We start from the raw sequence: 25,111 nt of genomic DNA, 5'->3' as shown, positions 1-25,111 counted from the left end.
ACGGGACATGAAACTGTTACTTGATTTAGATGCATTTGCAGAAACACTTACAGAAAAGGGATATGACGGGTATTTCCACACTGAGGGCTGTTGTCCAGACAATCTAAAGGACAGCATTAGCGGGTTTTTACAGGCTTGGGAAAATGGTACTGATGCTCCAAGATTACCAAATTACCTGCATTTATCTACCTACCTCGAATGGAATGGCGAAGACAAGCCAAAGGTGGACTGCCATATGCGGTTAAGGTACGAGAATGGGAAATTCGATTTAGGGGATACAGAAATGCATATAAGAAGAACAGACCGCTACGGGCAATTATTAAAGCAGTCTAAACTCACAAACCTTACCGCAAGTTCGGTTCCGACAATAAGGGAGGCAATTGCCCAAGTATCAGAAAAACCCAATGTTGAGATTGCTCCGCGAAAAAGAGGTTTTAGAATGTGAAAAAATGTAATCCTTACCGTATGAAAACAATAAGAATAAATATAGAAAAGTGGTTTGAAAAGCAGGATAAAGGCTGGCGGGCCTTGTCCTTAGAAAGACAGCGGAGATATACGCTCTGCCTTTTTTTAGTGTACCTGCTGCTTACCGTAGCAGTTATTGTAAAGGTTTGTTACGACATGGCAAAATCTGATAACAGGTTGGTCATCGAGCATATTGACAAGCCTGCCGGTAAAAAAGAAAGTCGTGGCTTGCAACTCGACACTTTATCAACAAAATTAAAAGAAAAGATTTATGAAAGAAAATGAAAAAAGGGTCAGCGTTCTGGTTGAAGAAGCTGGCCAATCCAGCGCATCCAATTTGGCTGATGATAAAAAGAGCAGCAAAGAGCGGCTAAAAAAACCGGTAATATTCATACTCATGGGAATCGTATTTCTCGGATGTATGTACCTGATATTTAAACCGTCTTCAGACAAGGCGGCAATCGAAAATATCGGGCTGAACGATGCCGTCCCTCAGGCCAGCGAAGCCGGGATGCAGGAAGACAAACAGAAAGCATATGAGCAGGAAATGCTGGAACAGGAAGACCAGGAAAAACGTAATGCACTGACCACGCTTTCCGATTACTGGAATGAGGACAGTTCACCTAAAGACAATCAGGATACACTCGCTGACCAGGAAGATCATGGCAACGGCTACGGTAATAATCCGGTAAGATCCGGTAATCCGGCATTAAACAGTTATCGTAATAATCAAACTGCACTTGGCTCCTTTTATAAGGATGAAAATAGTGAAACCCGCGAGCTGCGCAGACAGCTCGATGACCTGAAGGACAAGCTCGATGATAAAGATGTTCCAAAAAGCGTGACTGTAGATGACCAGCTTGCACTTATGGAAAAGTCCTATCAGATGGCGGCAAAATATCTTCCGACAGGCACAAATACGGGTGAAGCCTCCGCAAACAAGGGCAGTACAGCTTCTACCGGTACGCAGAAGGAATATTTTGTGCCATTCGCTCCTGCAGGGAAAAAAGCCATTTCGGCTTTGTACAGAGAGCCTTCAGATAGTGCTTTTTTAGCGGATTGGAGCGCAAATAAAAACAGGAATTTTTATACTCCGGGATCTGTACAGCAGTCTGAACAGCCCAAAAACAGTGTAAAAGCCTGCATCCAGGAAACACAAACCATTATTGGGGAAAGCGGCGTGCGCCTGCGCTTATTGGAACCTGCCCAAACCCCTAACCGCACCATCCCGCAGGGAACGCTCTTAACGGCAATTGCTAAATTCCAGAGCGGTCGCTTGCAGATGAAAATTACTTCCATAGAACTGGACGGTAATATTATCCCGGTAGACATCACCATTTATGACCTTGACGGCCAGCAGGGCTTGTACGTACCGTATTCTCCTGAAATGAATGCCCTTACTGAGATGGCAGGCAACATGAGCCAAACTTCGGGAACGAGCCTGATGCTGACCCAATCAGCAGGACAGCAGGCTGCCGCAGATTTGAGCAGAGGTGTTGTACAGGGCATTTCAGGCTATTTCTCCAAAAAAGTAAAAACGCCAAAAGTTACCCTGAAAGCCGGGTACCAAGTATTTCTTGTCTCTAAAAAATAAAAGTAAACTAAAATAAATTACAATGAAAAATTATTTAAAAACCTTTTGGGCGGCTGCCCTTCTGATTGGTTCTGCCGCTGCCTCTTTTGCGCAGCAAACTGCAAAAACTTCGCTTGCCCTGGGCAGGATAGAATCGTACGAAATGCAGGTTACATACGACAAGACTTCTCACCTGATTTTCCCAAGCGCCATACGTTACGTAGATCTGGGTAGCGAGTACTTAATTGCAGGAAAAGTAGAAGACGCAGAAAATGTGCTGCGCGTAAAAGCGTCGGTAAAGGACTTTGAGCCTGAAACCAATTTTTCGGTGATTACCGATGATGGACGTTTTTACAGCTTCGACGCCTATTATAGTGCCTGCCCATCAACATTGAGTTACAACCTTATGGCAATGCAAAAGGCGGTGGACAGATCCGCCGGACAAGATGTGCTATTTGAAGAACTGGGAAACAATTCGCCATCTCTGGCAGGTTTGATACTGGAAACAATCTATAAAAAGGACAAACGTTTTGTAAAACATATTGGGGCGAAAAGTTTCGGCATTCAGTTTGTTATCAAAGGAATTTATATCCATAACGGTAAATATTATTTCCATAGCGAACTGGAAAATCGTACAAACGTTCCTTTCCAGATTGAATTTATAAACTTCAAGGTGGTAGATAAGAAAATAGCCAAACGCACCGTGATACAGGAAAGGCCGATGCTGCCGCTTCGCAGTTACAAGCCACTGGGTGTGATTGGCGGTAAAGAAGTCGAACAAAACGTATTCCTTTTGGACCAATTTACCATTGCCGATGATAAGGTATTGCTGATTGAGATTTTTGAGAAGAACGGCGGAAGGCACCAGACGCTTCAGGTAGAAAATTCGGATTTGATAAAAGCCCGATTAATTAGCGGCATGCATCTGAAGTTTTAGTAATCCATTAAGCAATAGAAAATGAAAAAGTATATCTCTACAGTAATGCTCGTTTTGACGAGTATCACAATTGCGCAGGCACAACGTATGCTGCCTGGACAAAAAGGACTGGAAGTAAATGCAGGCGTATTATCCGATGACAAAATCGGCAATGATTATTACATTAATACGGCCATGACCGTAAATGGTAAAAACGGGAATTACCAGCTTTGGATGTTGGAATATGCACACCAATATTATCAATACAAAGACCTCCGCATTCCGCAGGAGACTTATACAGCAGAGGGCGGGTACAGTTTCTTCCTGCTGGGTGATGCTTGTAAAAACATTACATTCAATGCAGCTATAACAGGTTTAGTTGGGTATGAAAGTATTAATCGCGGCGAAGCGTTGTTATTTGACGGGGCGAAAATAGTTAGCGAGGACAATTTCATTTACGGAGCCGGCGGACGGCTGACTTTTGAAACATACCTGTCTGACCGTTTTGTACTTGTCCTGCAAGGACGTACAAAAGTGCTTTGGGGTACAGATTTACAACAGTTCCAACCGTCAGCAGGTGTGGGATTAAGGTTTAATTTTTAAAACTTAAAATAATGATAGCAATATTTAATAAATTCAGAATAGGATTAGTGCCGATATATGTAATGCTGGCAATCCTAACAGCTTCGGTTTCTTTGGTATCTTGTAGCAAAGATGATGAACTCGAAATACAGAACGATTTTCCTTTCGAGGTAAACGTGATGCCAGTACCCAAAGATGTAGCCAACGGGCAAACGGTAGAAATACGCATTACCATACAGCGTACGGGTAATTACAGCAACACACAGTATTTTCTCCGCTACTTTCAGTTTGACGGACAGGGAACGTTGCAATACTACAATGAACCGCCATACCTGCCGAATGATTTATATCCGTTACCGACAGAGCAGTTTCGGTTGTATTACACTTCAACATCTACCGTATCACAATCCTTTGATGTTTGGATTTCGGATAGCTTCGGGAACGAAAAGAAATTGAGCTTTGAGTTTAATAGTAGTGATTAAATAACTTACCAGAATAAATACAAAACCGACTTCAATGGTCGGTTTTGCATTTATTGGATTTCGGCACAAAATTTTTTTGTCTAACCTATGTGTCTAAATAAAATTCTTGCTCATCATATTATGGGCTCAAAAAAATCATCAAAATTAATCTGCAGCAATCTGTTTAAATTTTCTTGGTTCTCTTGCAAACAGAAAACGCCAAATGCGAGCTGCTTCTGATAATCAAACAATTGTTCAAATTTGATTTCGGTAAATTCATCTCTTAATTTCTGTATTTTAGGGAAATTTGTTCTTATATCCTTCGAAAATGAATTGTAGGCGATGAAATAAACGAAACGCAAATCATCATCCAAATTTTTAAAAACTTCTGTCCAATTTGGCTCTCTACCTTCCAAAAAAAACCGGTATGGGTTAACTCCAAATGAATGGTATGCCAGATTTCCCAAACCCATTCCTCCAAATCTCATTGCATTGATTTCTATCGGAATCAATTTGTTTCCTATGAGCTTAAATTCGCAATGCATCGGAAAGTCAGTTACGCTTATTTTTTCATTCAACCGCTCAAAAAATAATTTTGCCAATGGATAGATTTCATCAAATGTCTTCATGGACGAATAATAAATCATATGCAGGTAGTGTTCGTGCTTGGGAAGCGGGTGATGATAAATATTGACAATGCAAGGCTTCCCCTCACTGTTGTAAAACATATCGACGGCATATTCTTCACCTTCAATGAAATCTTCAATTATAAATTCATTTGATGTCAATACATTTTCCGAAAAGATACTTCCGTTTTTCTCTATTTCGTTTTGAATTTCTTTCTCAAGTTTTTCAAAATTGGTGGATTCATCAACGATTTTAACCGCAGTCCCGAAACAACCTTTTAATGGTTTTAGCACGGACTTATTTTTAACTTGAAGTTTGGAAATATCTCGAAACGCAACTTCTTTTACCTTAAATTCTTCGTCTTTTATAAGTTTACGAAAAAGGAATTTGTCTTTAAATAACTCAATTGCCCTTCTTTTCGGGTTGCTCTGCTCTAAACTAGATAATACATTGGCAATGGATGATTCGGAAATGATTGCAACTTTTTCATTTCTTTCAAGAATTGATTTCAATTCTGGGCCTGTATCTTCTATAATTTGAATCCATTCAAATTTGGGCAAGGTTTCAATTGTTCCTGATTCTGATTGCTTAGATTTTACTAGATAAACTTTTGACATTATAATATTATTTGAGGATTCGAAACAAAATTATTAAAATTTGAATAAATAGCATTGATTTAAAACAATTAGCCATTCCACTCAATTGTCTCATCACTCTCCGAAATATGATCAAGAGACGTTCTTTTGCTTTCTTTTCTTTGGACGCTTTTATTGAAAGAAAAGAAGTCATCTAAAATAACAAAAGGGATACTGCATATCCCTTATTAAATTTCGCAGCCTGTTTGATAAAATGGCGCATTGTGCATTTTTATCAAAGTGGCTGCACCGCTAAACGCAAAAAGACTGTCCCGCCCTTTGGGAGGGAGTGTCTTTTTGCCGCCCGATTTTCGGATCATGCGACTTTTACGGGCTGTGACTGAAAGTTTCCAAGATTAAGGAAAAAACCCCTGTACTCGGTCATGCCGTAGCGGAACAAACTCCACAACAGCGAACATCCCATTTGTGCCAAGGCAGAATTGATAAACAATTCCTGTTTTTCCAAGGCTTCGGATAAGGAACAGCTCGGAGTATCGTCCTGTTCTTCGGACTGTAGTAGCAATTCCCCAAATTCTTCAGTAACAAATGGCAGGTTTGCCACCGTTTCATACTTTTCAGAGTTGGGTTGCTTAATATCTCCAATAGTGGACAGTATAACCTGTCCTGTATGCTGGCTGTTGCCAAAGTCCAACCAATATTTGGGTGTATCTCTATGATTTCTGCGGTTAGTTAATTCTTTCAGTATTTCGGCAACGCCAAATCTCGCCTGCACATTGTCTACGCAGGTTATATAGATAGTTGCCTGTACATTATGGGGCAGTCTTCCCAAAGAATCCTTTTCAAATTTATGGGTTTCCGCTTTCCAATACGTTCCCATAAATCGGTTGGCTCGGTTTATCAGGGCAACGGATTTGTACAATCCGACCTCGCACCCTGCAAAACGCTGTCTGCCCAAATTGGCACTTGTGATGACATCGTCATCCCAAAGGCGAACCGATAATCCTGCGTGTCCCAGTTCAACCAGGCTGTGGTTCATTTCCATTAAGGCAGTCAGTACTTTTGACCCCGTACCGCCTGCACCGATTACGTTTACGGTAATAGGGTTGGTAGGATTTATCAGGCAGTTATCCGTAAAATGTATTTTTGTTTTCTCGGTATTCATCTGAGTAGATTTTTAAGGGTTTTGCTGTTTTTTTTCAATACTTCTTTAGGAAAAGGGTTTCCTGTTTGGATAAGGTCTTTCCAAAGGTTTACAATGTTTTTTCTTGTCAGGTTTTCGCATAATGAATGGCTGAAATAGGAATTAAAAAAATAGTGTTCCCACGCTCGGGTAAATTCCTCGACCGAAGCCGAATTTTTAATATCAATATCCACTGTTCCCATGCAGACATTGCCCTTTTCGTAAATGTTGAAGAAAGGTGCATAATGCAAAGCTGTTTTCTCTGTCGGTCTTCTGTCGCTTGCCAAGGCAAATACGGTAAGACTTTTTTTGCTTGCCAGCCACAGCATTGCAGGTACGTGAGCCTTTCCGCTCGGTATGCCCAGACTGTCCACGAAATACATCTGCCTTAGCTGTGTTTTCGTGTACCATAGTACCGCACCTTTATCCTTATTGGGATTGATATGCAGTATGTTTGTCGGCAGTATCCCGCTGGATTTTAAAAAGGCTTTGTCGTTGTCCTTTTCTGTTGCCAATGCCCTTGCCAATTCTTTTGCTTCCCTTTCTGTGAGTGGGTGGGCATTAATAGGAGTTCCGTTCTTGTCCATATCGAAATGCTCCACATACACATCGCTGTCTGTTCCTTTGGTTTCATAGAAAACGAGTGCGGATTTAGGATGGTACAGCGTACCAAAATTTTCTGTGATGTCGGTTGTCTTTTTCATCTTCTTGTGGTTTTAAAGTTGTAGAGCAGACTGCACATATCGTCCAAAAGGGCAAATAATCCGTTCTCAAAATCAAGGGTGTTTTCCGCTACCTTTTTTTTGTCAAAACGTTTGCAGATGGTCGGTTCCTGCATTGCTGCGTACTCGTTAAACTCATTATTGATGCTCTCGGCAAGGTTCTCGTACAGCCATCCTTTGGTGTGTGATATAAATGAAATATACTTTTCCATACCAATGGTTCCATTGTCGCACTCTTCATCATCGAGGTCTTGTTCAGGCATTGGAGCATTTCGGAAAATGCTTGCCTTTGGATATTCCGTAAACAGCGCAAAGGCATTAGTAGCTGTCAGCCAACATTCGTGGTCGAATGCATCGCTTCTTTTAAAAGTGTCTAAACGCTGTCCGAAAACCTGCAAGCTCATAGGGTTAAAAATCTTTTGCTCTATGCTATTTCCTATAAATTCCGCTTTTTCAAACTCAAGTTTATACGCTTCGTTTTCTTCAGTTTCATCGTCCTGCTCCACCCATTCTTTGTGCATTTCATACATCCAATACAGGTAGCTGTCTTCCTGTCTGAAATAAGGAATATCGGCAATATGATACAGGTAAGAGCAAACGGAAATAAGCAGTTGGGCATTTCTTTTGCGCTTGGGGTCGTGTAGTATCTGATACAGCGGTTCAATAGGTATATAATACAGGGTCGTACCTGTGCTGTATTTTTCCTCACTGATGAAATAGGTTTTCTTACTGTCCTGCACTAAACGTATTTCCTGCCAATTCAGAACACTTTGCTTTAGCTTTTCCTCTATATCCCATAAAGCTAGTGCCATATTGTAAGGATAGTCAAATTGGTTGGTTTGCATTGGTTCTATCTTGTAATGCTCTGCAAGTAATGACAGCGACTTGTAAAAGTCCTTCTGAATTTTTGCTGTTTCCATACAAGCCTGTACCGTTTCAGTTTCTTTCAGTCTTGGCAGGAACGAAGTCTTTAGAAAACCATTGGCAACATTTCCACAGGTACTGCCCTGCGTTTGTCTTTTTGAACCTCGCCCGCATCTTTGGGTTTTTGCATCCAATGGGCAAACTCGCTGAGCTGTTGGTACAACTGCCTTTGTCTTGTTTGTTCGGGTGGCTTGATTGTTCCCGATATGATATGTTTGTGCATAGTCCATTGCTTTAAATTTAAATTTAACCTTTTGTGCCCATTACGCTCTCAAATCGGTATTCTACTGCATCATCCTTGATGGCGGGTGCAGATATTTTGGCGGTTGTCAAAATGGGATACCTGTTGGCATAAAAATTTAGTACTGCGTCCACGCTCCAACGTGGTTCGGGATCGGTCAATATAATATCGTGTCCTTTATCTTTAAGTATAAACACCCTTTCCAATTGCGTTGCTAATAACATGATGATGAATTTTAAGTTATTACATTTAGTTTTCCTGCGGAGTTTCTGCTGAGTAATCGGCAGTTACTTCTTCCGTTTTTGCGGGTTCGGTTTTTTCTTCCTCTATAGCTCCAAAAAGACTTGGCGCAGAAAACTTGTCGGACAGTTCTCTTTTGCGTCTGCGTAGCTCGTCAGCCTTTTCGGGGAACTCTGTTATTTCGGGTACTTTAACCCACGCTTCACGAAATTTGCCCTCTTTTTCCAGTTCATCTGCCTTAGCCATTGCGTCCTTGAACTTCTTGTCTTTGGCTTCCTGTTCTTTCTTCTGCCTGTCGGCTTTATCTTTCTCCATTGCGGACTGCTTTTTGGTTTCTTCCAACTGCTTCATAAAGCTTTCCATATCGACCATCAAGCCCGAAGCGGTTTGCATGGGTGTGGTTATCTTCTCGAAAAAACCGTTGTCGAGTTCTTCGGCTGTTCCCCGAAGATTAAGGGGCGGTATGATGTTCTTAGCATTATCTCCGCATTGTTCATTTTGGAGCATAACCGATACGATTAGGTTGTTTTCTGCTCCTTTTGCTATGGTGAGTTGCAAATCACCTGTAATCTGCAACTGTGCTATCTGATGGAAAAAATTTGCATTCATCGTTCTAAAATTTTAATTGTCGTCTAATTGTTTTTTAATGGTTCTGAGTTTCTCGTACATATCTGTCCAATAGGCTTTCTGCCTTTTATCGAATTCGGAGAAACTTTTATCCTCGTGGCGGTATTCCTTGTACTGTCCTGCCATTTTGATGGCTTTGTTCAGGTTTGTCACCTCAATAGGACAGCCGTTCAAATCTGTTATCTTCATCACTTTATCAGTTCAGTTTTCAGCATTATAAACTCCGTTTTCGTAATAGCCTGTAAGCTGTTCCCAAGTCCTTAAAAGGCTATTGGTATCTATATAGAAATACTCTGTTCTATTGCAGTAAATGATATATACAGCTTCGTCTTCGTATTTCGCTTCAAGGCTTTGTGATTTAGCCATACTTTTAGCTTCCTCTATTGATTTAGCTTTCATAACAGTATTTTTTAGTAGGCTACCACCGATTAAAGCGGCAGCCTTTGGTTATCTAATTAAAGTTTAGGATTTCAGCACCCTCCAAGGCAAAGCCTGTACACAAGTCAAATGCTTTCTGTGATTTGAGTTGGGCAGTACCGCCCAAAACAATGCTCTGCAACTTTGCTTCATCGTCTTTGTAATTGCGTACATTCTGATAGTAGCCTGTAACAGCATTATATGCCCCGAACAATGTGCCTTTGGTCGTTTCCATCTGCTGTGTGTCGCTAATCATAGCGTATGCAAAAGCATCCTCAACTGTATTTTTGAACACGGTCGAGATTTCATCTTCCGCACCTTTTTTGAGTAAATCGAAAGTTTCTTTATTTGGACAAAGTGCCAATTGGATCAGCTTTCTCACTTCTTGGTCTGTTACCTTTACTTTTGCCCATTCATTGAAAATGCTCTCTAACTGACTGCTCAGGGTGTTCGCCAATCCCATAATCTTGTGGGCGTTCTCAATACGCTGTTTTGCTCCTGAAGTATGTTTGATACGCACTACATTAGTCATACTGCGTAAGGAGGCGTTAAGCGTGTTTTGGCATACGATTCGAATAGGCGTAAAAGCGGCTGTAATACTTCCGCTACCATCGTGGGAGGTGGTCAGGAAAATATATTTTTCGGTTACATCGTCGCCATTTCCAACTCGGATATAGTCGGGTAGTTTGGCTGTGATAAATATGCGTTCCCCATTACCCAGCGCTCCTGCGGTTTCATATAGTATTCCCTCTCCACCGCCTACAATGGCATCAAAGAAATTAAATGCTTCACGGTTCTGCACGATATGATAGTCTTTTCCTACCACGCCCAATACTGCATTGTTATCCGTGCGTATATTGGCAAAATAGTTAGGGACTTCCAATTCGTCACTCCCAATCTCGATACTATCAGCCGTTTGAATAATGCCCGAACCCTTAGTAAATAGGGGACTTTTAACGATTTCGTAATCTAATCCTGCAAATTTTATAGCTTCCTCGCTTGTTGGGTATTGCTCAACAATCTGCCCTAGTCCGTGCCACGCTTTTTCCTTTACGCTAAAGAATGAATAACGTCCTGTTTCGCTGTTAAAATTGATATTATGTGCCATGATTTTAAATTTTAAATTGTTTAATTATTTAGGTGCTCGTTGTTAAAATGGCAGGTCGTCCTTTGTATTGTCATTGCTGTTTCCTGTAGGAGCCTGTACCGCTTCGGCTTTTTTACCGCCCCCGTGCAGTTTGATTTGCGAGGTGTTGAAGTTCAGTCCTGCATGCGGTTGTCCGTCACTGCCTGTCCACGCCCTTGCGCTCACTTTCCCTGTAAGTTCTACCACCGTACCTTTAGTGAGTATCTGCGCTACTTTTGAACTAAGCCAGTAGGCGCAGTCGAAATACGTTGTCTGCTCTATGCGTTCGCCCTGTTTGTTTCTGTAGCTGTCGTTGATGGCTACTGAAAAATTTACTACTGTCTTGCTCTCTGACACGTTGCGTACCTGCGCATCGGCTGTCACTCTTCCTGTGATGTTCATGATTTCTGCTTTTTAAATGATTAATTTTTATTTTATTTTTTTTGAAAATTTATTCGGCAATGAGAGGAGGTGCTGTTTTGTTTCATCAAATCCTTTTTTAATATTGTATTTCTCATTGCTGACATTTTTTTTATTCGTCTAAAGAGCCGGAGTATGCTATGTTTCGTTTCATGAGCATAAAAAGGTGAGTGTCTAGCAATAGCAAGGTTTTGACAAAAAATACAACCCGGACGGGTGGAGATTTTTTGTCAAACCTAAAAGGCCCGGCCTTGCTATTGCGTTAAGGACACGGAGATACCTTTGCTCTTGAAATGGGACAAAAGCATACTGGTTCCTGCACAAAAAAAGATTACGGGAAGCAAAAGATAGCTAGTATAGGAAAAGGCTTTTTGATTAAAAGCGCTTTCCACGCCCATCTGAATAGCTGGTAACCTTTTAGTTAGGACTAATTTTTAGCGGCCAATTATGATTTAATTTTGGCGCTTGAATGCGTACCAGACAAGCAAGGTGATAACCTCTATGAGATTAGATGTAGAATTATAATCTCAAGAGTACGCCGGCAATCACTGCGTATATCGCATAAAATAAGAAAAACAGGTATATGGGAATTTCGACAGAAGACAGGATCAAAGTTGCAGCACGCAGGGTTTTTTATAAAAAGGGGTATGCCGCTGCCCGGACGGTCGATCTTGCGCGTGAAGCGGATGTAAGCACCGCGATGCTAAACTACTATTTCAGGAGCAAGTCACGGCTTTTCGAAGTGGTCATGATGGAGTCGCTTTCCTATTTTGTGATGGGACTTGAGGAAATACTCAATGATCAAAGTACTGATCTCGCATATAAGCTGGAGCTGCTGGCCTTGCAGTGTATTGACAGGATGATTGAAGATCCCGAACTGCCCCTATTTATTCTTTCGGAGATGAGAAACAATCATTCCGAACTTATCGGAAAGCTACAAATCTCAGGAATACTAAAGGATTCTGTATTTCTTTGCCAGCTCAACCAGGCAGGCACGCAGGGAAAGCTCAGAGGTACAGCACCCCTGCATCTTGTAACGAACATAATGGGACTAATTTTTTTTCCTTTTATTGCAAAGCCGCTTGTTTCGGGAAGCCATGGAATCGACGAAATGGAATTCGATATCATGGTAAGGGAACGAAGAACTCTAATTCCATTCTGGATTGCTATGATGATAGAATGAATGGAATCTAAATCTATAGACGCGTGGCATTACTCTTTGCTACTCATCAATCGTATAAGCCAAAGCTGGCGGTTCATTTTTCTGCATTTATGCCGAGAATGAGGCAACCTAAATTTTCTAAATAAAAAAGAAAATTATAAATTTAAGGGACTGCCAAAAATTGGGCAGCTTTTACTGCAGCGCATCAGTTTTTAACTTGTCGCGATGCTGGCTTCCCCATTCGCTTAGTGATCTCACCACCTGCTCAAGGCTTCTTGAGTAAGGTGCCAGGCCGTATTCTATAAGTACTGGGTCCACAGTGATCTTTTTATATATAAATCCGGTTAACTCCAGATCTTTGAGTTCGCTTGAGAGCACTCGAGCAGAAATACCTTCAACCTGGCGTTGGATCTCGGTAAAGCGCTTATCGCTGTCGGCTAATGCAACAATTATGCTCAGTTTCCATTTTCCGCCTATTACATATAGGGCGTCACTGACGTTCTTTATACTTGCCTGGCAGTGTCCTGCGTGGGCAGTGCTGACTGTAGGACGACCATCTTTCTCTACTATTTCCATTGTCATAATAAGTTACTAACCTTTAGGTTACGGGTCAAAATTCAGCAGTAAAATTAGAGTATTTTTGGATTTTAAACAATTACAAATATGAAAATAAAGAAAATTACAGGTATCGTACTTACGGTACTTGCGGTGGGAATGGTAGCCATGAGTGGCGTTATGAAATTAATGGGTAGTCCGGAATCAGTAAAGGGACTTGAGGCGGTCGGTGTCGCCCAATATGCCATGATGCTTGGTCTGGCGGAAGTGGTTTTTGCAGCACTATTTGCTTTCCCCAAGACGCTAAAAATTGGTTTTTTACTGCTTGCGTCTTATTTTGCAGGTGCCCTTGCAGTTGAAGTGTCATACGGCCTTTCACTTAACTCACTTGTACCTCTGATTCTGATATGGATCACTGCTGCGGTGCGCAACCCTTCAATCTTCCTTCCGGAAAACAAACCTGAAATTAAATAATTGATACGATGGGAAAAATTCTTGTAACCGGAGCGACGGGACATCTGGGGTCGGCGGTCGTAGATAACCTGCTGGAGAGAATACCGGTGGCAGATATAGTAGCGCTTGCGCGCGATACTGAGAAAGCCAAAGCGCTCACTGCAAAAGGTGTAGCGGTCATAGCAGCAGATTACGACAACTACGATTCGCTTGTATCTGCTTTCAGGGGTATCGAAAAGCTCTATTTTGTTTCTTCAAGCGATATTGTAAACCGTCTTGCCCAGCACCAGAATGTTGTCAATGCGGCAATGGAAGCAGGTGTCAAACACATCATCTACACCAGTGCCCAGAGAAAGCTTGAAGATGGGTCCTCGGCCATTGCCTTTGTAGCGGATGCGCATTGGAAGACCGACCAGATGATCAAGGATTCAGGCCTGGAATTTACAATATTGAAGCATGGACTATACAGTGATATACTGCCGATGTTTATGGGACCAGATGTTATTAATTCGGGCACTATATTCCTTCCTGCGGGCAGCGGCAGTTCTTCGTACGTAAGCCGTTCGGATCTGGCCAAAGCGGCATCGATCATTCTTACCAATGCAGGGCACGAGGGAAAAATCTATGAATTTGGAGGAAAGGAATCAGTTTCGTTTCATGACATTGCTGAATTGCTCAGCGAGTTGTCGGGAAAAAAGATACAGTATGTATCGCCATCACAAGAAGACTTTGTTATACAGCTTCAGAATTTTGGAGTTGCTGCCCAGGACATAGAGGGTCTGGCTACATTCTGTGCCGCCATTGCACAGGGCGAGTTCGATTCTCCATCTTTTGATCTGGAAAAGATTTTAGGCGGTGAGCCGCAGACCGTGAGGGAGTTTCTCAAAACTTCCTACGGCTTATAGCATGCCAGTCCGTTTATGGAGAGCCATCGCAAGGACAGCTCTCCTGACGGCATGCAATTTTTAATTCTGAAGCACGATCTTAAAGATTCAAATGAAATCATCTTTGCTGTCCAAACTATAGTGACAAGAACAAACGAAGCCAATGATACTTTCTGAAGCACAATTTGTGTAATAAGCAATAAGAATTTTAATCTAACACTAATTATAAAAACATAATAAATGACAAAGAATCTAAATAAAATAGCATTAGTAACAGGCGCAAGCCGTGGACTTGGTAAAGATTCTGTTATACAATTGGCCAAAAAAGGATTTGATATCATACTTACTTATCAAACCAAAAAAGAATTTGCAGACGAAGTGGTAAAAGAAATTAAAACTATAGGACAAAAAGCATTTGCATTGCCTTTGGATATTTCCACAACGGCAGGTTTTGACCAATTTGTGACGGAAGTAAAAGATGTTTTAGATACTGCATTTTCTTCTGCAAAACTGGATGCACTGGTAAACAACGCCGGTGTCGGCATCAGCGAAAGTTTTGAAACCACAACAGAAGAAATTTTGGATGCAATGACAAATATCCATTTCAAAGGGCCTTATTTCTTAACACAAAAATTGCTGCCATTACTCAATGACGGAAGCAGTATCGTAAATACGTCCTCTGGTTTGGCAAGATATTCTTTTGCAGGATATTCTGCTTATGGTGCAATGAAAGCGGCAGTCGATTCATTATCAAAATACCAGGCATTGGAATTGGGAAGCAGAAAAATAAGAGTCAATTCTGTTGCTCCGGGCGCTATTGAAACCGATTTCGGAGGCGGTGCTGTCCGCGATATTTCAGATCTGAATAATCATTTGGCTTCAGAAACAGCATTATCAAGAGTTGGTTTGGCGGATGATATTGGAAGTGTGATAGCATTCCTTTGTTCTGAAGATTCAAAATGGATTAATGCACAGCGAATAGAAGTTTCTGGCGGATTTAGAATTTAAGTCATTTTAAAAAAAATAAAAGAAGCCTAGCGGATGAATTGTCTCTTGGTTTTTTTTTGCGTTTTACAATCGTTTCAAAGCTTTGTAATTTTCTTTTTTGAAGACGCCCTGATGAAATTAAGCTATTAGGTTTTGCAGCATGGTACCTAACATTTGAATATTCGTCAACAAAAGCTGCTGCCATAATCTTCAATACTAGGACATCATCGATGGCATACTATCCAGTAGCTGCCCAGCACATAGAGGGCTTTGCTACGTTCTGTGACGCCATTGCACAAGGAGAGTTTGATTCTTCATCTTCTGATCTTGCAAAAAAATTTTAGGTAGTGAGCCGCAGACCGTCAGGGAATTTCTCAAAACTGTTTACAGCTTATAGCATGCCTGTCCGTTTATGGAGAGCTATCAGGAAGACAGCTCTCCTGACAGCAGGCAATTTTTAATTTTGCAAGCAGCATCTTTAAGCTTCAAATAAAATCATTTTTTTTCATTCAATTGAAATCAGCAGACGGTTTCATGTCAGTTTATTAAAGCATTGCCTTGGGCAAATTCCTTTGCGAGCAAAACTATTTTCTTGGCTAAAATTACCGTTGGATCTACTAGTGGAATTACCGATTCTTTTACAGTAATTTCGGTCTGCTCTGGAAAGAGCAACGGAAGTTCCGTACAGCCCAGAACAATCACCTGGGCGCCATTATCCTTTAAATATTCTATAGCTTTCAAGATGCACTCTTTGGAGCGTCCTTGAGTGAAACCTGCTTTTACTCCCAGCTCGCCGTAGATGCTTTCCATGACCAGATCCTGGTGCTGTTCATCGGGCGTCAGGACAGCCAGTCCTGATGTGTTCAAAACCTCGTGATATACCCTGCTTTGTATCGTGCCGCTTGTAGCCAGCAGTCCAACCACTGCCTCAGTGCCAAAGTGGGCAGCGATGTGCGTTGCGGTCGTCGAAAGCATGTTAATTATTGGAATGCTGAGATGTTCCTGAATACTTTTCACATAGGCATGCGCCGTATTGCAGGGAATGGCGATCGCATGGGCACCTTCGGCTTCAAGCTTCTTGCAGGTCGAGAACATGGCAACAGTAGGGTCTGTTTCCTGTCGGATAAGGTTGGCAGTCCTGTCGGGGATCTGCGGGTTCTGCTCCACGACCATCTTGATGTGGTCCTGGTCTTTTGATGCCGGCGTATTTTGGATGACCTTGTTCATGAAATCCACCGTTGCAGAGGGGCCGACACCTCCAAGAATTCCCAATTTAAACTTTTTCTCCGGCGCTGCGGTGCCGTTTTCAAGTGCGTAATCCGCGTAAACCTGATTGGCATCAATAAGGGAAATGCCTCTTTGACGCAGCTGGTCTGCGATCAGCGAAATTTCGGTAATGCATGGAAGTACTGCAGCACATCCCTTGTCTATAAGTTCATTGCACGCCTGCGCCGTATATTCCAGCGGAATGCCCGAAAAATTCCCGTTTTTTATACCGCCGTCTCCATATATCGCCTCCATCAGAAGATCCTGCCTGTCAGGAAAAACCAACTCGTAGCCTATGAAATAGGTGGCCAGCATGGGGCTCCGTTTTACGTAATCGGAGGCCAATATTCCGATTCTTGATCCCTTTTCAACCGTGGCGTGAAGGTGCTGGGTCAGCGCATCAAAAATATTTACAATAGGAACAGAAATTTCCTTTTGGAGCTCTTCCAGAAAGGAGTGACTGGCAAAGCAGGGCAAAAGTACCTTTGTCACACCCTTTTGCTCAAAATTTTTGCAGACAGTATAAGTATAGAACTTTCTGGACTTGATATCTTCTTCCTGATACAGGGGAAGATTGATCTGGCTGTAGGGCTGCTGTTCAAATATCAGGTGATAGTCCAGTTGGTTTCTTAGGACGCGCTGATTTTTGAGGAGCTTAAAGAACAAGTCCCCGCCAGAGAGCGTACCCAATCCTCCGATAACAGCAATTTTTTCCATAGCGTTTTTATAATAAGAATACAAATTTAGCCATTTGCATTCGATTAGCACAGGTTGCCTCCCCACTAAATTGATAACCCAAACGTATCCGCTAACCTTTTGATTACTAGTAATAAATTGTAATGCTTTATCAAATACCTTTGCCTTATCAATGTTAATATCAGAGAGATGAATTATAAGCTATTAGGAAAAAAGACAGGTCTGCCGGTAAGCGAATTTGCACTGGGAGCCGGAAGTTTCGGGACAGCATGGGGCTATGGCACCGAAGAGAAGGAAGTGGAACGTATTGTATCCCTTTACACAGAATTGGGCGGCAACCTCATCGATACTGCAGACAACTATCAATGCGGTGAATCTGAAGAGATATTAGGACGCGTGATAGCATCTAAAAGAAATGAACTGGTTATAAGTACAAAATATACAAGGGGACTTTTCCCGGTACAGGCCCTTGGAACGCTGGGCAACCATCGTAAAAACATGGTGCAGTCGGTAGAGGAAAGCCTCAGGAGGCTGAAGACTGACAGGATAGATCTCTACTTTGTACATCAGGACGACTTATTTACTCCAATCGAGGAAATTGTGCGCGGTCTTGATGATTTGGTACGTGCAGGAAAGATTATTTACGGGGGCATCTCCAACTTCCCAGCATGGCGTGTGGCCAGCGCTGCAACATTGGCTGAACTAAGAGGCTGGTCTGCGGTGAGTGCGATAGAAGTTGAATACAGCCTGCTGCAGCGTGAGACCGAAAGGGAGCTGTTGCCGATGGCCGAGGCATTCGGCTTGGGCGTAATGGCCTGGTCACCACTTGCAGGCGGGCTTTTGACAGGTAAATACCGTAAGGGAGAAAGCGGCAGGGCGACGGCTTTCGAAGGAAGCATCCCTTATCAGGGAAATCCTATTGCCGAGGCCGTGCTGGATGAGCTTTTCGCAATTGCGCAGGTTATAGAGAGCGAGCCTGAACTGGTTGCCCTTTCATGGCTTAAGGCTAAGGGAGTTATCCCGATACTGGGAGCAAGAACCTTTGAGCAGATTGAGAAAAACCTTAAGGCTGCCGAAATTCAGCTTACCCAGGCGCAGGTCAGCCAGCTGGATAGGGCAAGTACTGTACCCATGGGATATCCGCATGACTTTAACAATGCCCCTGAGCACAGGACAGTCTTAACCGGAGGAAAAATGGATAAGATTATAAAGCCAGACATGGCTGTACGTTAAACAGAAAGTAGACCAGGCGCTCCGAGGCTTGTAAAGCCCGGAGCGAATGCTTGGCATTTAATACATGGCTAACGTTCGCTTTTAATTTTTTCTCTGTGCTGTATGCCCCAGCGGGTCATGGCCCCGACAAGCTCTTCAAGGGTATGGCTGTATGGCAGGAGCTCATATTCAATCGTAACAGGATAGCCCACTGCCACCTTCTTGATTATAAATCCATTCATTTCAAGTTCTTTCAGTTCACTGGACAAAACCCTGGCCGAGATTCCTTTTACCTGTCTCTGAAGTTCAGAGAACCTGCTGTTCCCTCTGGCCATAGCAATTATAATCATCAGCTTCCACTTGCCGCCTATAGCATAAAGCGCATCGCTGACTGCGTTAAGCACTGTGGTGCATTCATCTGTAAATTCCTTGCTTACAGGTTTGCCGTCTTTTATATCTTCCATGATTCGCAATTTTGTTAGTCACTAACCTTTTAGTAACGACTAATATTATGTAAGCAAATATAAAGTAAATTTGTTTACTGCATAGTCTTTTTGCGATTTTATGAAAAAAGGCCTGATTGGCGTAATGGAAGATGCAGTGATTTAGATTGACAGTTGGAGGATGGGGTCAGCAGCCTGAGGGTATTTTTAAACAGCTTAAACAGTATAAGTTATGCAAGTGGATTCAAGAGTAAGATTAGATTCAAATAGCTGCGGGGCAGCATCGGCGGACATCGACCGCTTGCTGTATTACAGCTACGCCCTTTTCACTTCCAGCGGCTGGAGACCGTACTCGATAATCCCGGTTCTTCGCTCAGACCTAAACGGTATGCTGTATCCACAAACCTGCTCTTCCCTCCAGCTGCTTATTGTGCAGAGGACAGACACTGAAAACTTTGATTCCCTCGATTATTTTACCCATTCCAAGGATATGGCGGGTGTCGCAAGTGAAAATCAGCTGCCATATATAACTGCTTATCGGTACATGCTAATGAGCTCAATTGAGCTGAATTTATGGTGCGAACAGGCCGTAAACGATGTGGTGCTAAAGCTGGAGTTGCTTGCCCTGCAAAGTGGTTTAAGCCTTCAGGCTGTCGCTGTAGATCCGGAACGGGTGGATCGTCATCTTGGGCTGAGCCCCAGACGCCTGAAATCCTATTGCATTTTTGACATTGTCAGGACAGATCATGCCGCAGGGCTATATACAAATAACTAAGTAAAAAATAAGTAAAATGAATATAACAATTTTTGGAGGTACGGGCCCTGCAGGGCTTCTGGTTATAGAAAAGGCGCTTGCCGACGGACACAGAGTTGTCACTTACGTAAGGCCCTCCACGAGTATATCAATTGAGAATAGCAAGTTGGTGATAATTCGCGGCGAGCTTAGTGATGCAGGTAGAATTGAAGAGGCTGTTATTGGCGCAGATGCGGTCATCAGCCTGATTGGCCCTAAGAAAAAATCAAAGCAGCTCGATATTTCCATTGGCTACATGAATATTATTGCAGCTATGAAAAAGACCGGCACCAAGCGTCTTATAACGGCAGTTTCATCAAGCTACAGCGATCCTAATGATAGTTTCCAGTTTATGGTATCATTCGGAGTGGTAATGCTTAAGGTTCTGGCTCCCGGCATCCTGAAGGATATAGTAACCTTTGGCGATCTTATCCGGAACAGCGGCCTCGACTGGACGATGGCACGAGTACCTATGCTGAAGACAAAGCCTGCTCAGGGCAATATCCACATAGGCTATGCGGGTGATGGAAAATTTAGCTTTTTTGAGCTAAGCCGCGCCGACCTCGCAAATTTCCTGCTGGCTCAGCTCGATACGAATGACTACCTGTACAAGGCTCCTGCAATAAGCAAATAATAGAAAAATTCCCGCCAGATAAAATGCGTCTGAAGGATTAAAGTCTGTGCCTGAGGGTACAGATAGTCGCACTTGCGATAACGTAACTGAATTTTAATACTAATAAATAATAATTATGACACTGGAAATTTTAAAAGACAAGGAAGAATTAAGAGCTGTAATAGATGCGTATGCAACTTTGGGCGATGACAAAAAGCTAACTGAGCAGATGGCACTTTTTACGCCGGATACCACATACAATGTGTTTATGAACGGACATCAGGTTGTTGCCACAAGTGGCAGGGACCAGATGGAAAAAGATTTTGCAGAACACATCGCTCAGGTAAAGACCTACTTTACGCTCAATGGACAGTTCAGCGTAACAGTTGACGGGGATACAGCCAGCGGTGTTTCTTTTTCACAGCTCAAAATGATCAGGGAAACTGAAGGAAAAGATGTACTTACAGATTACAGTGTAAGATACGAAGATACCTTTGTCCGCCAGGACGGGAAATGGCTGATCAAAGCACGTATAGGTCATTTTATAATGATAGAGGTACGAGAAATCAACAATTAAATGATGTATATGAAACGCATTTATGTAACCTTCCTGCTGTCAGCTTTCAGCTTTTTGCTCTTAGCTGAAGCAGCAAATGCCCAGGAAAAAGCTGGTTCTGAAAAAAACTCAATACAAAACAGCAAGGATAAGGAAGAACTTAGAAACTTGATTGATGCCTATGCGTCTTTAGGTGATGAGAAGAAAATTGCAGAACAGATGGGCCTTCTTACGAACGATGCGGTTTACAAAGTATATATGAATGGCAGCCTGGTTGTCAATATAGAGGGCACCGACAAACTTGAGCGTGAATTTACGGGCCATGCCTCACAGGTAAAAACTTATTTTACCCTGAACGGGCAGCATACAGTAGCTATAAAAGGCGATAATGCCACAGGCCTTTCATTTACGCAGATAAAAATGGTCAGGGAGGCCGATGGAAAAGACATCCTTTCTGATTACAGTGTAAAATATGCCGATGTCTATATCCATAAAAACGGCAAATGGCTGATAAAAGAACGCACAGCTTACTTTGTGCTTGTTGAGTCCAGACCGCTCAATAAATAGAGATCTGAAATTTGAAATAGCCATATAATAACTTCCCCAACCATGAGAGGTTACAGCCACGAAAATACAATAAATAAAAACCACGATGGAACATTCAGAAAATGATACAACTATGCAGGAATGTCCGGGGCAGCTTTCATTGCTTATGGTCAGGGACATTATGCAATTGCTTTCTGGCCGTTGGAAGATGCAGATTGTGGTATTTCTGCTCAACAATGGTACAACGCGTTTTATGGACCTGCAACGGGGTGTTTCGGGTATTTCTGCCCGTGTGCTGTCAAAAGACCTTCAGGAACTGGAGCAATCCCAGCTTGTGTTGCGCAAGGCCAAGGACCCGAAACTCTCCATTGTAGATTATGAGCTTACCTCAAATGGAAGGGATTTAGAGCCAGTCATAAAAACTATGGCGGCATGGGGCACGAATTATTTTAATAAATAATATTAAGAAAAAAATGAAAAGATTAGAAAATAAAGTTGCTGTTATCACCGGAGGCAATGGTGGGATAGGCCTTGCGGCTGCAACACTTTTTGCAGAGCATGGAGCTCATGTATATATTACCGGCCGCCAGCAGGATGTCCTTCTGGCTGCGGCTGCGGAAATCGGCTCAAATGTAACGGCAGTTAAAGGCGATGTTTCCATTATGTCAGACCTTGACCACTTAATTTCGCAAGTTAAGGCGAACCATGGGAAAATTGACATCCTGTTTTCAAATGTGGGCACAGCCCATTTTGAGCCTCTTGGACATATAACCGAGGAATCTTTTGACGAGCTTTTCGGCACCAATGTTAAAGGGACGGTCTTTCTGGTACAGAAAGCGCTGCCCCTGATGTCAGCGGGAGGCTCGATCATACTGGCAGGTTCTATCAACGGTTCCAAGGGTACCGCCGCAATGAGCGTGTATAGTGCTACAAAGGCAGCTGTCCGCAACCTGGCAAGGTCATGGGCGCTTGACCTGAAAGGCACAGGCATCCGTGTAAATGTGCTTTCACCGGGGGCCACCTCGACAGCAAATGTTGTACAGCGGCTGACCGATATTGGCATGATTGACGGCATCAAGGCTGGCATTGAACAGCAGAGCCCACTGGGACGCATGGCAACTCCGGAAGAGGTCGCCGGTGCCGCATTATTCCTTGCCTCTGAAGACAGTCGTGCTTTTAATGGCAGCGAACTGTTTGCAGACGGAGGAATGGGACAGGTTTAGAGGACGGATTCACAGATCTGTTGTCATACTTAAGGCGTATCTTTATTGATACGCCATTACGACGATCCATCAAGCATAATTACCTTCTTACTTTTAAATTGCAACTTAATATCATGAAGCAACCAATATGATTTCACATAACAAGATCAATTATCATTTAACAGAAATAGGCTATGTGATAGTAATCTGGGTGGTCGCATCGTTGCTTATTTCCTATACCAAAGTCAATGATATGAGCTCGGATTCTATTGCTGCGGTATATCATCTTCAGGCGGATATGACAAAGGGAAAACTGTATTCGTTTGTCATTTTTATAGCTATAACTGCTGGACTCATTATGGGTATACTCCACAGTTTTGTCTATCCCAAAATGATCAGGTCCAGAAATCATCTTTTAAATGCAACGGTGAGAATCTTTATATTTGCATGCCTTATTGTTTTAATGCTCCTTGGTTTATCGCTTATTTACAGTGAGCCACAGGCAGGCACCTATAAGTTTTTAGCATTACCAAATATTGCACTTGAACAGGTATTTGTCTTTCCAATTCTTACCGAAATAGCAGCGGGAACAATCTTAACGCTGCGCCGAAATCTTGGACAAAATTATTTTTCCAACTTTGTCCGAAATGCCTACTTTACCCCAAGGGATGAAGAGCGTGTATTCCTGTTCATAGACCTTAAAGATTCCACACCAATGGTGGAACGATTGGGGAATTCCGCATTTAGTAATCTAATACAGGATTGTTTTCGCTATTTGGCAAAAATTACCCTGGACTGTGGAGGAGAGCTTTACCAGTATGTAGGTGACGAAGCGGTGATTTCTTGGAAAATTGGAGAAAACTTTAAATATCTGGACTGTGTTTTATTGCATTTCACTTTGCGGGATGTCCTGCAGGGAAAGAAAGATGAATTTCTTAGAAAGTATGGACAGGTACCTGAATTCAGGACCTCTATCCACCGTGGAATTGTATCTACTGCGTTGGTTGGAGAATACAAAACCGAAATTGCTTATCATGGAGCTGTACTGAACCTTACTTCAAGACTTCAGGTTTTATGCAAAAATCATCAAGCTGAGGTCGTTGTCTCCGAAGCATTTTACAGGGCATCGTCAAAAGAGCTTGACCGATTTGAAATTAAGCGCCTTGAAAATGTTGAACTAAAGGGAATATCCAATCTTCAAAATGCATACACGCTATTCCTGCCCGAGAGAAAAAAAACAAAAAAAAATCCCTATCCTTGGAAAATTTATAAAGGACATATATAAAAAAGAAGAAGCTGCCTTAGGGCAGCTTCTTCTTTTTTAGGCAATTCTGCAGACAGACAGCCTTGTTTTATTATTTCAGGTTTTTAGTAAAATAGGCCTCAATCTTATCAAAAGGTATTTTTTCAACTCTGTCATACAGGTCAACGTGTCCGGCATTAGGAACAACCAACAGTTCTTTTGGTTCAGCGGCACGCTGATAGGCATCTTCACTAAACTCTCTTGAATGTGAGTGGTCTCCAGTGATAAACAACATTGGTCGAGGCGAAATCGTCTCAATATCATTGAAAGGATAAAAATTCATGAATTTTACCTCGGAGCTTATCTGGCGATTCTGCGTCAATTCCAGGGTGCGTCCTTCAGGGATATGGATTCCTCTGGGTGTGCGGTAAAAGTCATAGAATTCTTTTCTGATTGAATCTGCGTCCGCAGGCAGTTGTAACGGAAGGTAGTTTACCCATTTTGAATCCCCGCCCTCGAAATCGGTATAGCGTTCTTTGGCGGTTGCAGCAATAAATGCCTTGCGCTGCTCCAAAGTCTGTCCTTTTTTAATACCGTTGCGTGTTACGGCTCCCATATCATACATGCTTACTGTTGCCAGTGCTTTGATTCGAGTATCAATTTTTGCTGCGCTAACTACAAAACTTCCGCTGCCACAAATACCGATAGCCCCAATATTATCCCTATCCACGAATGGTCGGGTGCCTAAAAAATCAACGCCGGCCATAAAGTCCTCGACATACATTTCCGGTGAAACGGCATTTCTCGGCGATCCTTCACTCTGTCCCCAATAAGATAGGTCGATGGCAAGGGTTACGAAGTTGCTTTCTGCAAGTTTTGCTGCATAAACATCAGCTCCCTGCTCCTTTACTGCTCCCATCGGCGCACCAATAATAATGGCTCTGTGTTTCTTGGTTTTATCCAGGTCTTTAGGCATGAATAAATGCCCTACAACTTCCAGCTTGTACTGGTTTTTAAATGCTACCTCGTACATGGTAACATTATCGCTTACCTTAAAAGTGGTAAAATCTTTAGGATTGATTTGTTTCATTTCAGTTTTTACTTTAGCGTTTGACTTTTTCTGCTGTTTTGTTTGTGCTGCCAGCGGCCCTGAAAACAGAACCAGTCCAGCGAGTAACAATGTTAACTTTTTCATTTATTTTATTTTATTTATATTAATATTACATCACTTGATAAATTAGGATGTCTTGAAGGTTTTTCATTCCATGGTAATTTTGACAATCAAGATCTCGTCCCTTGAAAAATGATTTAGCAAAGGTACGTTGGCATGTAAGAACAGCTGTTTCTTAACGGCTCAACTTGTCTTGCTGTAAGGCTCATTTA

Annotated in this window: 33 protein-coding genes; 18 read left to right on the top strand and 15 right to left on the bottom strand. The window is 42.4% G+C overall.

Features of this window, described 5'->3' with window-relative positions:
• The first annotated feature begins 7 nt into the window (after positions 1 to 7).
• The 6 genes from BUE22_RS15715 to BUE22_RS15690 are packed head-to-tail and all read left to right on the top strand — an operon-like array spanning position 8 to position 4,018.
• Positions 8 to 445, top strand: coding sequence for a hypothetical protein (locus BUE22_RS15715; protein WP_073396280.1), 438 nt, complete (start codon positions 8 to 10; stop codon positions 443 to 445).
• 20 nt (positions 446 to 465) lie between these two features.
• Positions 466 to 750 (top strand): nitrogen regulatory IIA protein, encoded by a 285-nt coding sequence (locus tag BUE22_RS15710; protein ID WP_073396277.1) that lies wholly within the window; start codon positions 466 to 468, stop codon positions 748 to 750.
• Positions 737 to 2,059, top strand: coding sequence for a conjugative transposon protein TraM (traM, locus tag BUE22_RS15705; RefSeq protein ID WP_073396274.1), 1,323 nt, complete (start codon positions 737 to 739; stop codon positions 2,057 to 2,059). The genes BUE22_RS15710 and traM overlap by 14 nt, the downstream gene beginning before the upstream one ends.
• Before the next feature lie 22 nt (positions 2,060 to 2,081).
• Positions 2,082 to 2,975 (top strand): conjugative transposon protein TraN, encoded by an 894-nt coding sequence (gene traN / locus BUE22_RS15700; RefSeq protein ID WP_073396272.1) that lies wholly within the window; start codon positions 2,082 to 2,084, stop codon positions 2,973 to 2,975.
• A 21-nt stretch (positions 2,976 to 2,996) separates the two neighbouring features.
• Positions 2,997 to 3,557 carry a conjugal transfer protein TraO gene (locus tag BUE22_RS15695; RefSeq protein WP_073396270.1) on the top strand — a complete coding sequence of 187 codons (561 nt, stop codon included), beginning with the start codon at positions 2,997 to 2,999 and terminating at the stop codon, positions 3,555 to 3,557.
• Between the two features lie 11 nt (positions 3,558 to 3,568).
• On the top strand, positions 3,569 to 4,018 hold the full coding sequence (locus BUE22_RS15690; RefSeq protein ID WP_073396267.1) for a DUF3872 domain-containing protein: 450 nt from the start codon (positions 3,569 to 3,571) through the stop codon (positions 4,016 to 4,018).
• Positions 4,019 to 4,131: 113 nt separating this feature from the next.
• Here the strand turns inward: BUE22_RS15690 and BUE22_RS15685 are convergent, their stop codons facing one another.
• The 10 genes from BUE22_RS15685 to BUE22_RS15640 all read right to left on the bottom strand — a co-directional run bounded on the left by BUE22_RS15685 (position 4,132) and on the right by BUE22_RS15640 (position 11,099).
• Positions 4,132 to 5,241, bottom strand: coding sequence for an ATP-grasp domain-containing protein (locus tag BUE22_RS15685; RefSeq protein ID WP_073396265.1), 1,110 nt, complete (start codon positions 5,239 to 5,241; stop codon positions 4,132 to 4,134).
• Between the two features lie 334 nt (positions 5,242 to 5,575).
• On the bottom strand, positions 5,576 to 6,382 hold the full coding sequence (locus BUE22_RS15680; protein ID WP_073396263.1) for a PRTRC system ThiF family protein: 807 nt from the start codon (positions 6,380 to 6,382) through the stop codon (positions 5,576 to 5,578).
• Complete coding sequence (locus BUE22_RS15675; protein WP_073396260.1) at positions 6,379 to 7,104, bottom strand: PRTRC system protein B; 726 nt, start codon at positions 7,102 to 7,104, stop codon at positions 6,379 to 6,381. Before BUE22_RS15675 ends, BUE22_RS15680 begins: the two co-directional genes overlap by 4 nt.
• On the bottom strand, positions 7,101 to 8,276 hold the full coding sequence (locus BUE22_RS15670) for a hypothetical protein (protein ID WP_073396257.1): 1,176 nt from the start codon (positions 8,274 to 8,276) through the stop codon (positions 7,101 to 7,103). Before BUE22_RS15670 ends, BUE22_RS15675 begins: the two co-directional genes overlap by 4 nt.
• Before the next feature lie 16 nt (positions 8,277 to 8,292).
• On the bottom strand, positions 8,293 to 8,511 hold the full coding sequence (locus BUE22_RS15665) for a PRTRC system protein C (protein ID WP_073396255.1): 219 nt from the start codon (positions 8,509 to 8,511) through the stop codon (positions 8,293 to 8,295).
• Between the two features lie 25 nt (positions 8,512 to 8,536).
• Positions 8,537 to 9,136, bottom strand: coding sequence for a PRTRC system protein E (locus BUE22_RS15660; RefSeq protein WP_073396252.1), 600 nt, complete (start codon positions 9,134 to 9,136; stop codon positions 8,537 to 8,539).
• 12 nt (positions 9,137 to 9,148) lie between these two features.
• Positions 9,149 to 9,343 carry a hypothetical protein gene (locus BUE22_RS15655; protein WP_073396250.1) on the bottom strand — a complete coding sequence of 65 codons (195 nt, stop codon included), beginning with the start codon at positions 9,341 to 9,343 and terminating at the stop codon, positions 9,149 to 9,151.
• A gap of 12 nt (positions 9,344 to 9,355) precedes the next feature.
• Positions 9,356 to 9,553, bottom strand: a complete 198-nt coding sequence (locus tag BUE22_RS15650; RefSeq protein ID WP_073396247.1) for a DNA-binding protein — start codon at positions 9,551 to 9,553, stop codon at positions 9,356 to 9,358.
• Between the two features lie 52 nt (positions 9,554 to 9,605).
• On the bottom strand, positions 9,606 to 10,679 hold the full coding sequence (locus BUE22_RS15645) for a DUF932 domain-containing protein (RefSeq protein WP_073396245.1): 1,074 nt from the start codon (positions 10,677 to 10,679) through the stop codon (positions 9,606 to 9,608).
• Positions 10,680 to 10,721: 42 nt separating this feature from the next.
• Entirely contained in the window at positions 10,722 to 11,099 is a 378-nt protein-coding gene (locus BUE22_RS15640) for a single-stranded DNA-binding protein (RefSeq protein ID WP_073396242.1), read from the bottom strand.
• A 601-nt stretch (positions 11,100 to 11,700) separates the two neighbouring features.
• On the opposite strand from BUE22_RS15640, the gene BUE22_RS15635 reads away from it, so the two are divergent.
• Positions 11,701 to 12,300, top strand: coding sequence for a TetR/AcrR family transcriptional regulator (locus BUE22_RS15635; RefSeq protein ID WP_073396239.1), 600 nt, complete (start codon positions 11,701 to 11,703; stop codon positions 12,298 to 12,300).
• 171 nt (positions 12,301 to 12,471) lie between these two features.
• On the opposite strand, the gene BUE22_RS15630 is transcribed toward BUE22_RS15635, so the two are convergent.
• Positions 12,472 to 12,855, bottom strand: a complete 384-nt coding sequence (locus BUE22_RS15630; RefSeq protein WP_073396724.1) for a winged helix-turn-helix transcriptional regulator — start codon at positions 12,853 to 12,855, stop codon at positions 12,472 to 12,474.
• Between the two features lie 87 nt (positions 12,856 to 12,942).
• Here BUE22_RS15630 and BUE22_RS15625 point away from each other — a divergent pair, with 87 nt between their 5' ends.
• The 3 genes from BUE22_RS15625 (at position 12,943) to BUE22_RS15615 (ending at position 15,179) form a co-directional block, all read left to right on the top strand.
• On the top strand, positions 12,943 to 13,308 hold the full coding sequence (locus tag BUE22_RS15625; RefSeq protein WP_073396237.1) for a DoxX family protein: 366 nt from the start codon (positions 12,943 to 12,945) through the stop codon (positions 13,306 to 13,308).
• Positions 13,309 to 13,316: 8 nt separating this feature from the next.
• On the top strand, positions 13,317 to 14,192 hold the full coding sequence (locus tag BUE22_RS15620; RefSeq protein WP_073396234.1) for an SDR family oxidoreductase: 876 nt from the start codon (positions 13,317 to 13,319) through the stop codon (positions 14,190 to 14,192).
• Between the two features lie 219 nt (positions 14,193 to 14,411).
• Positions 14,412 to 15,179 carry an SDR family NAD(P)-dependent oxidoreductase gene (locus tag BUE22_RS15615; RefSeq protein WP_073396232.1) on the top strand — a complete coding sequence of 256 codons (768 nt, stop codon included), beginning with the start codon at positions 14,412 to 14,414 and terminating at the stop codon, positions 15,177 to 15,179.
• A gap of 1 nt (position 15,180) precedes the next feature.
• On the opposite strand, the gene BUE22_RS23735 is transcribed toward BUE22_RS15615, so the two are convergent.
• Together BUE22_RS23735 and BUE22_RS15605 are read right to left on the bottom strand one after the other, a co-directional pair.
• A complete protein-coding gene (locus BUE22_RS23735) occupies positions 15,181 to 15,363 on the bottom strand; it encodes a hypothetical protein (protein WP_073396229.1) in 183 nt (60 codons plus the stop codon).
• 332 nt (positions 15,364 to 15,695) lie between these two features.
• Positions 15,696 to 17,141, bottom strand: coding sequence for a cysteate racemase (locus BUE22_RS15605; protein ID WP_073396227.1), 1,446 nt, complete (start codon positions 17,139 to 17,141; stop codon positions 15,696 to 15,698).
• A gap of 168 nt (positions 17,142 to 17,309) precedes the next feature.
• Between BUE22_RS15605 and BUE22_RS15600 the strand changes: the two genes are divergently transcribed.
• Positions 17,310 to 18,353: an aldo/keto reductase gene (locus BUE22_RS15600; RefSeq protein ID WP_073396224.1), complete on the top strand. Its 1,044-nt coding sequence runs from the start codon at positions 17,310 to 17,312 to the stop codon at positions 18,351 to 18,353.
• A 68-nt stretch (positions 18,354 to 18,421) separates the two neighbouring features.
• On the opposite strand, the gene BUE22_RS15595 is transcribed toward BUE22_RS15600, so the two are convergent.
• A complete protein-coding gene (locus BUE22_RS15595; RefSeq protein WP_073396221.1) occupies positions 18,422 to 18,796 on the bottom strand; it encodes a winged helix-turn-helix transcriptional regulator in 375 nt (124 codons plus the stop codon).
• 211 nt (positions 18,797 to 19,007) lie between these two features.
• Between BUE22_RS15595 and BUE22_RS23620 the strand changes: the two genes are divergently transcribed.
• The 7 genes from BUE22_RS23620 to BUE22_RS15560 all read left to right on the top strand — a co-directional run bounded on the left by BUE22_RS23620 (position 19,008) and on the right by BUE22_RS15560 (position 23,770).
• A complete protein-coding gene (locus BUE22_RS23620; protein WP_124020478.1) occupies positions 19,008 to 19,550 on the top strand; it encodes a hypothetical protein in 543 nt (180 codons plus the stop codon).
• A 16-nt stretch (positions 19,551 to 19,566) separates the two neighbouring features.
• Complete coding sequence (locus BUE22_RS15585) at positions 19,567 to 20,202, top strand: NAD(P)-dependent oxidoreductase (protein WP_073396215.1); 636 nt, start codon at positions 19,567 to 19,569, stop codon at positions 20,200 to 20,202.
• Between the two features lie 115 nt (positions 20,203 to 20,317).
• Positions 20,318 to 20,758: a nuclear transport factor 2 family protein gene (locus BUE22_RS15580; protein ID WP_073396212.1), complete on the top strand. Its 441-nt coding sequence runs from the start codon at positions 20,318 to 20,320 to the stop codon at positions 20,756 to 20,758.
• A 9-nt stretch (positions 20,759 to 20,767) separates the two neighbouring features.
• On the top strand, positions 20,768 to 21,304 hold the full coding sequence (locus BUE22_RS15575) for a nuclear transport factor 2 family protein (protein ID WP_084540277.1): 537 nt from the start codon (positions 20,768 to 20,770) through the stop codon (positions 21,302 to 21,304).
• 85 nt (positions 21,305 to 21,389) lie between these two features.
• Positions 21,390 to 21,743 carry a winged helix-turn-helix transcriptional regulator gene (locus tag BUE22_RS15570; RefSeq protein WP_073396209.1) on the top strand — a complete coding sequence of 118 codons (354 nt, stop codon included), beginning with the start codon at positions 21,390 to 21,392 and terminating at the stop codon, positions 21,741 to 21,743.
• A gap of 13 nt (positions 21,744 to 21,756) precedes the next feature.
• Positions 21,757 to 22,506: an SDR family NAD(P)-dependent oxidoreductase gene (locus BUE22_RS15565; protein WP_073396206.1), complete on the top strand. Its 750-nt coding sequence runs from the start codon at positions 21,757 to 21,759 to the stop codon at positions 22,504 to 22,506.
• Between the two features lie 127 nt (positions 22,507 to 22,633).
• Positions 22,634 to 23,770, top strand: coding sequence for an adenylate/guanylate cyclase domain-containing protein (locus tag BUE22_RS15560; protein WP_073396205.1), 1,137 nt, complete (start codon positions 22,634 to 22,636; stop codon positions 23,768 to 23,770).
• A gap of 70 nt (positions 23,771 to 23,840) precedes the next feature.
• Here BUE22_RS15560 and BUE22_RS15555 read toward each other — a convergent pair whose 3' ends face one another.
• Positions 23,841 to 24,923 carry an alpha/beta hydrolase gene (locus BUE22_RS15555; protein ID WP_165768475.1) on the bottom strand — a complete coding sequence of 361 codons (1,083 nt, stop codon included), beginning with the start codon at positions 24,921 to 24,923 and terminating at the stop codon, positions 23,841 to 23,843.
• Positions 24,924 to 25,111: the final 188 nt, after the last annotated feature.

Origin of the sequence: Flavobacterium pectinovorum (genome assembly GCF_900142715.1) — a bacterium.
In the GTDB taxonomy this organism is placed as follows: Bacteria; Bacteroidota; Bacteroidia; order Flavobacteriales; family Flavobacteriaceae; genus Flavobacterium; species Flavobacterium pectinovorum.
This window is presented reverse-complemented; position numbering and strand designations above follow the sequence as displayed.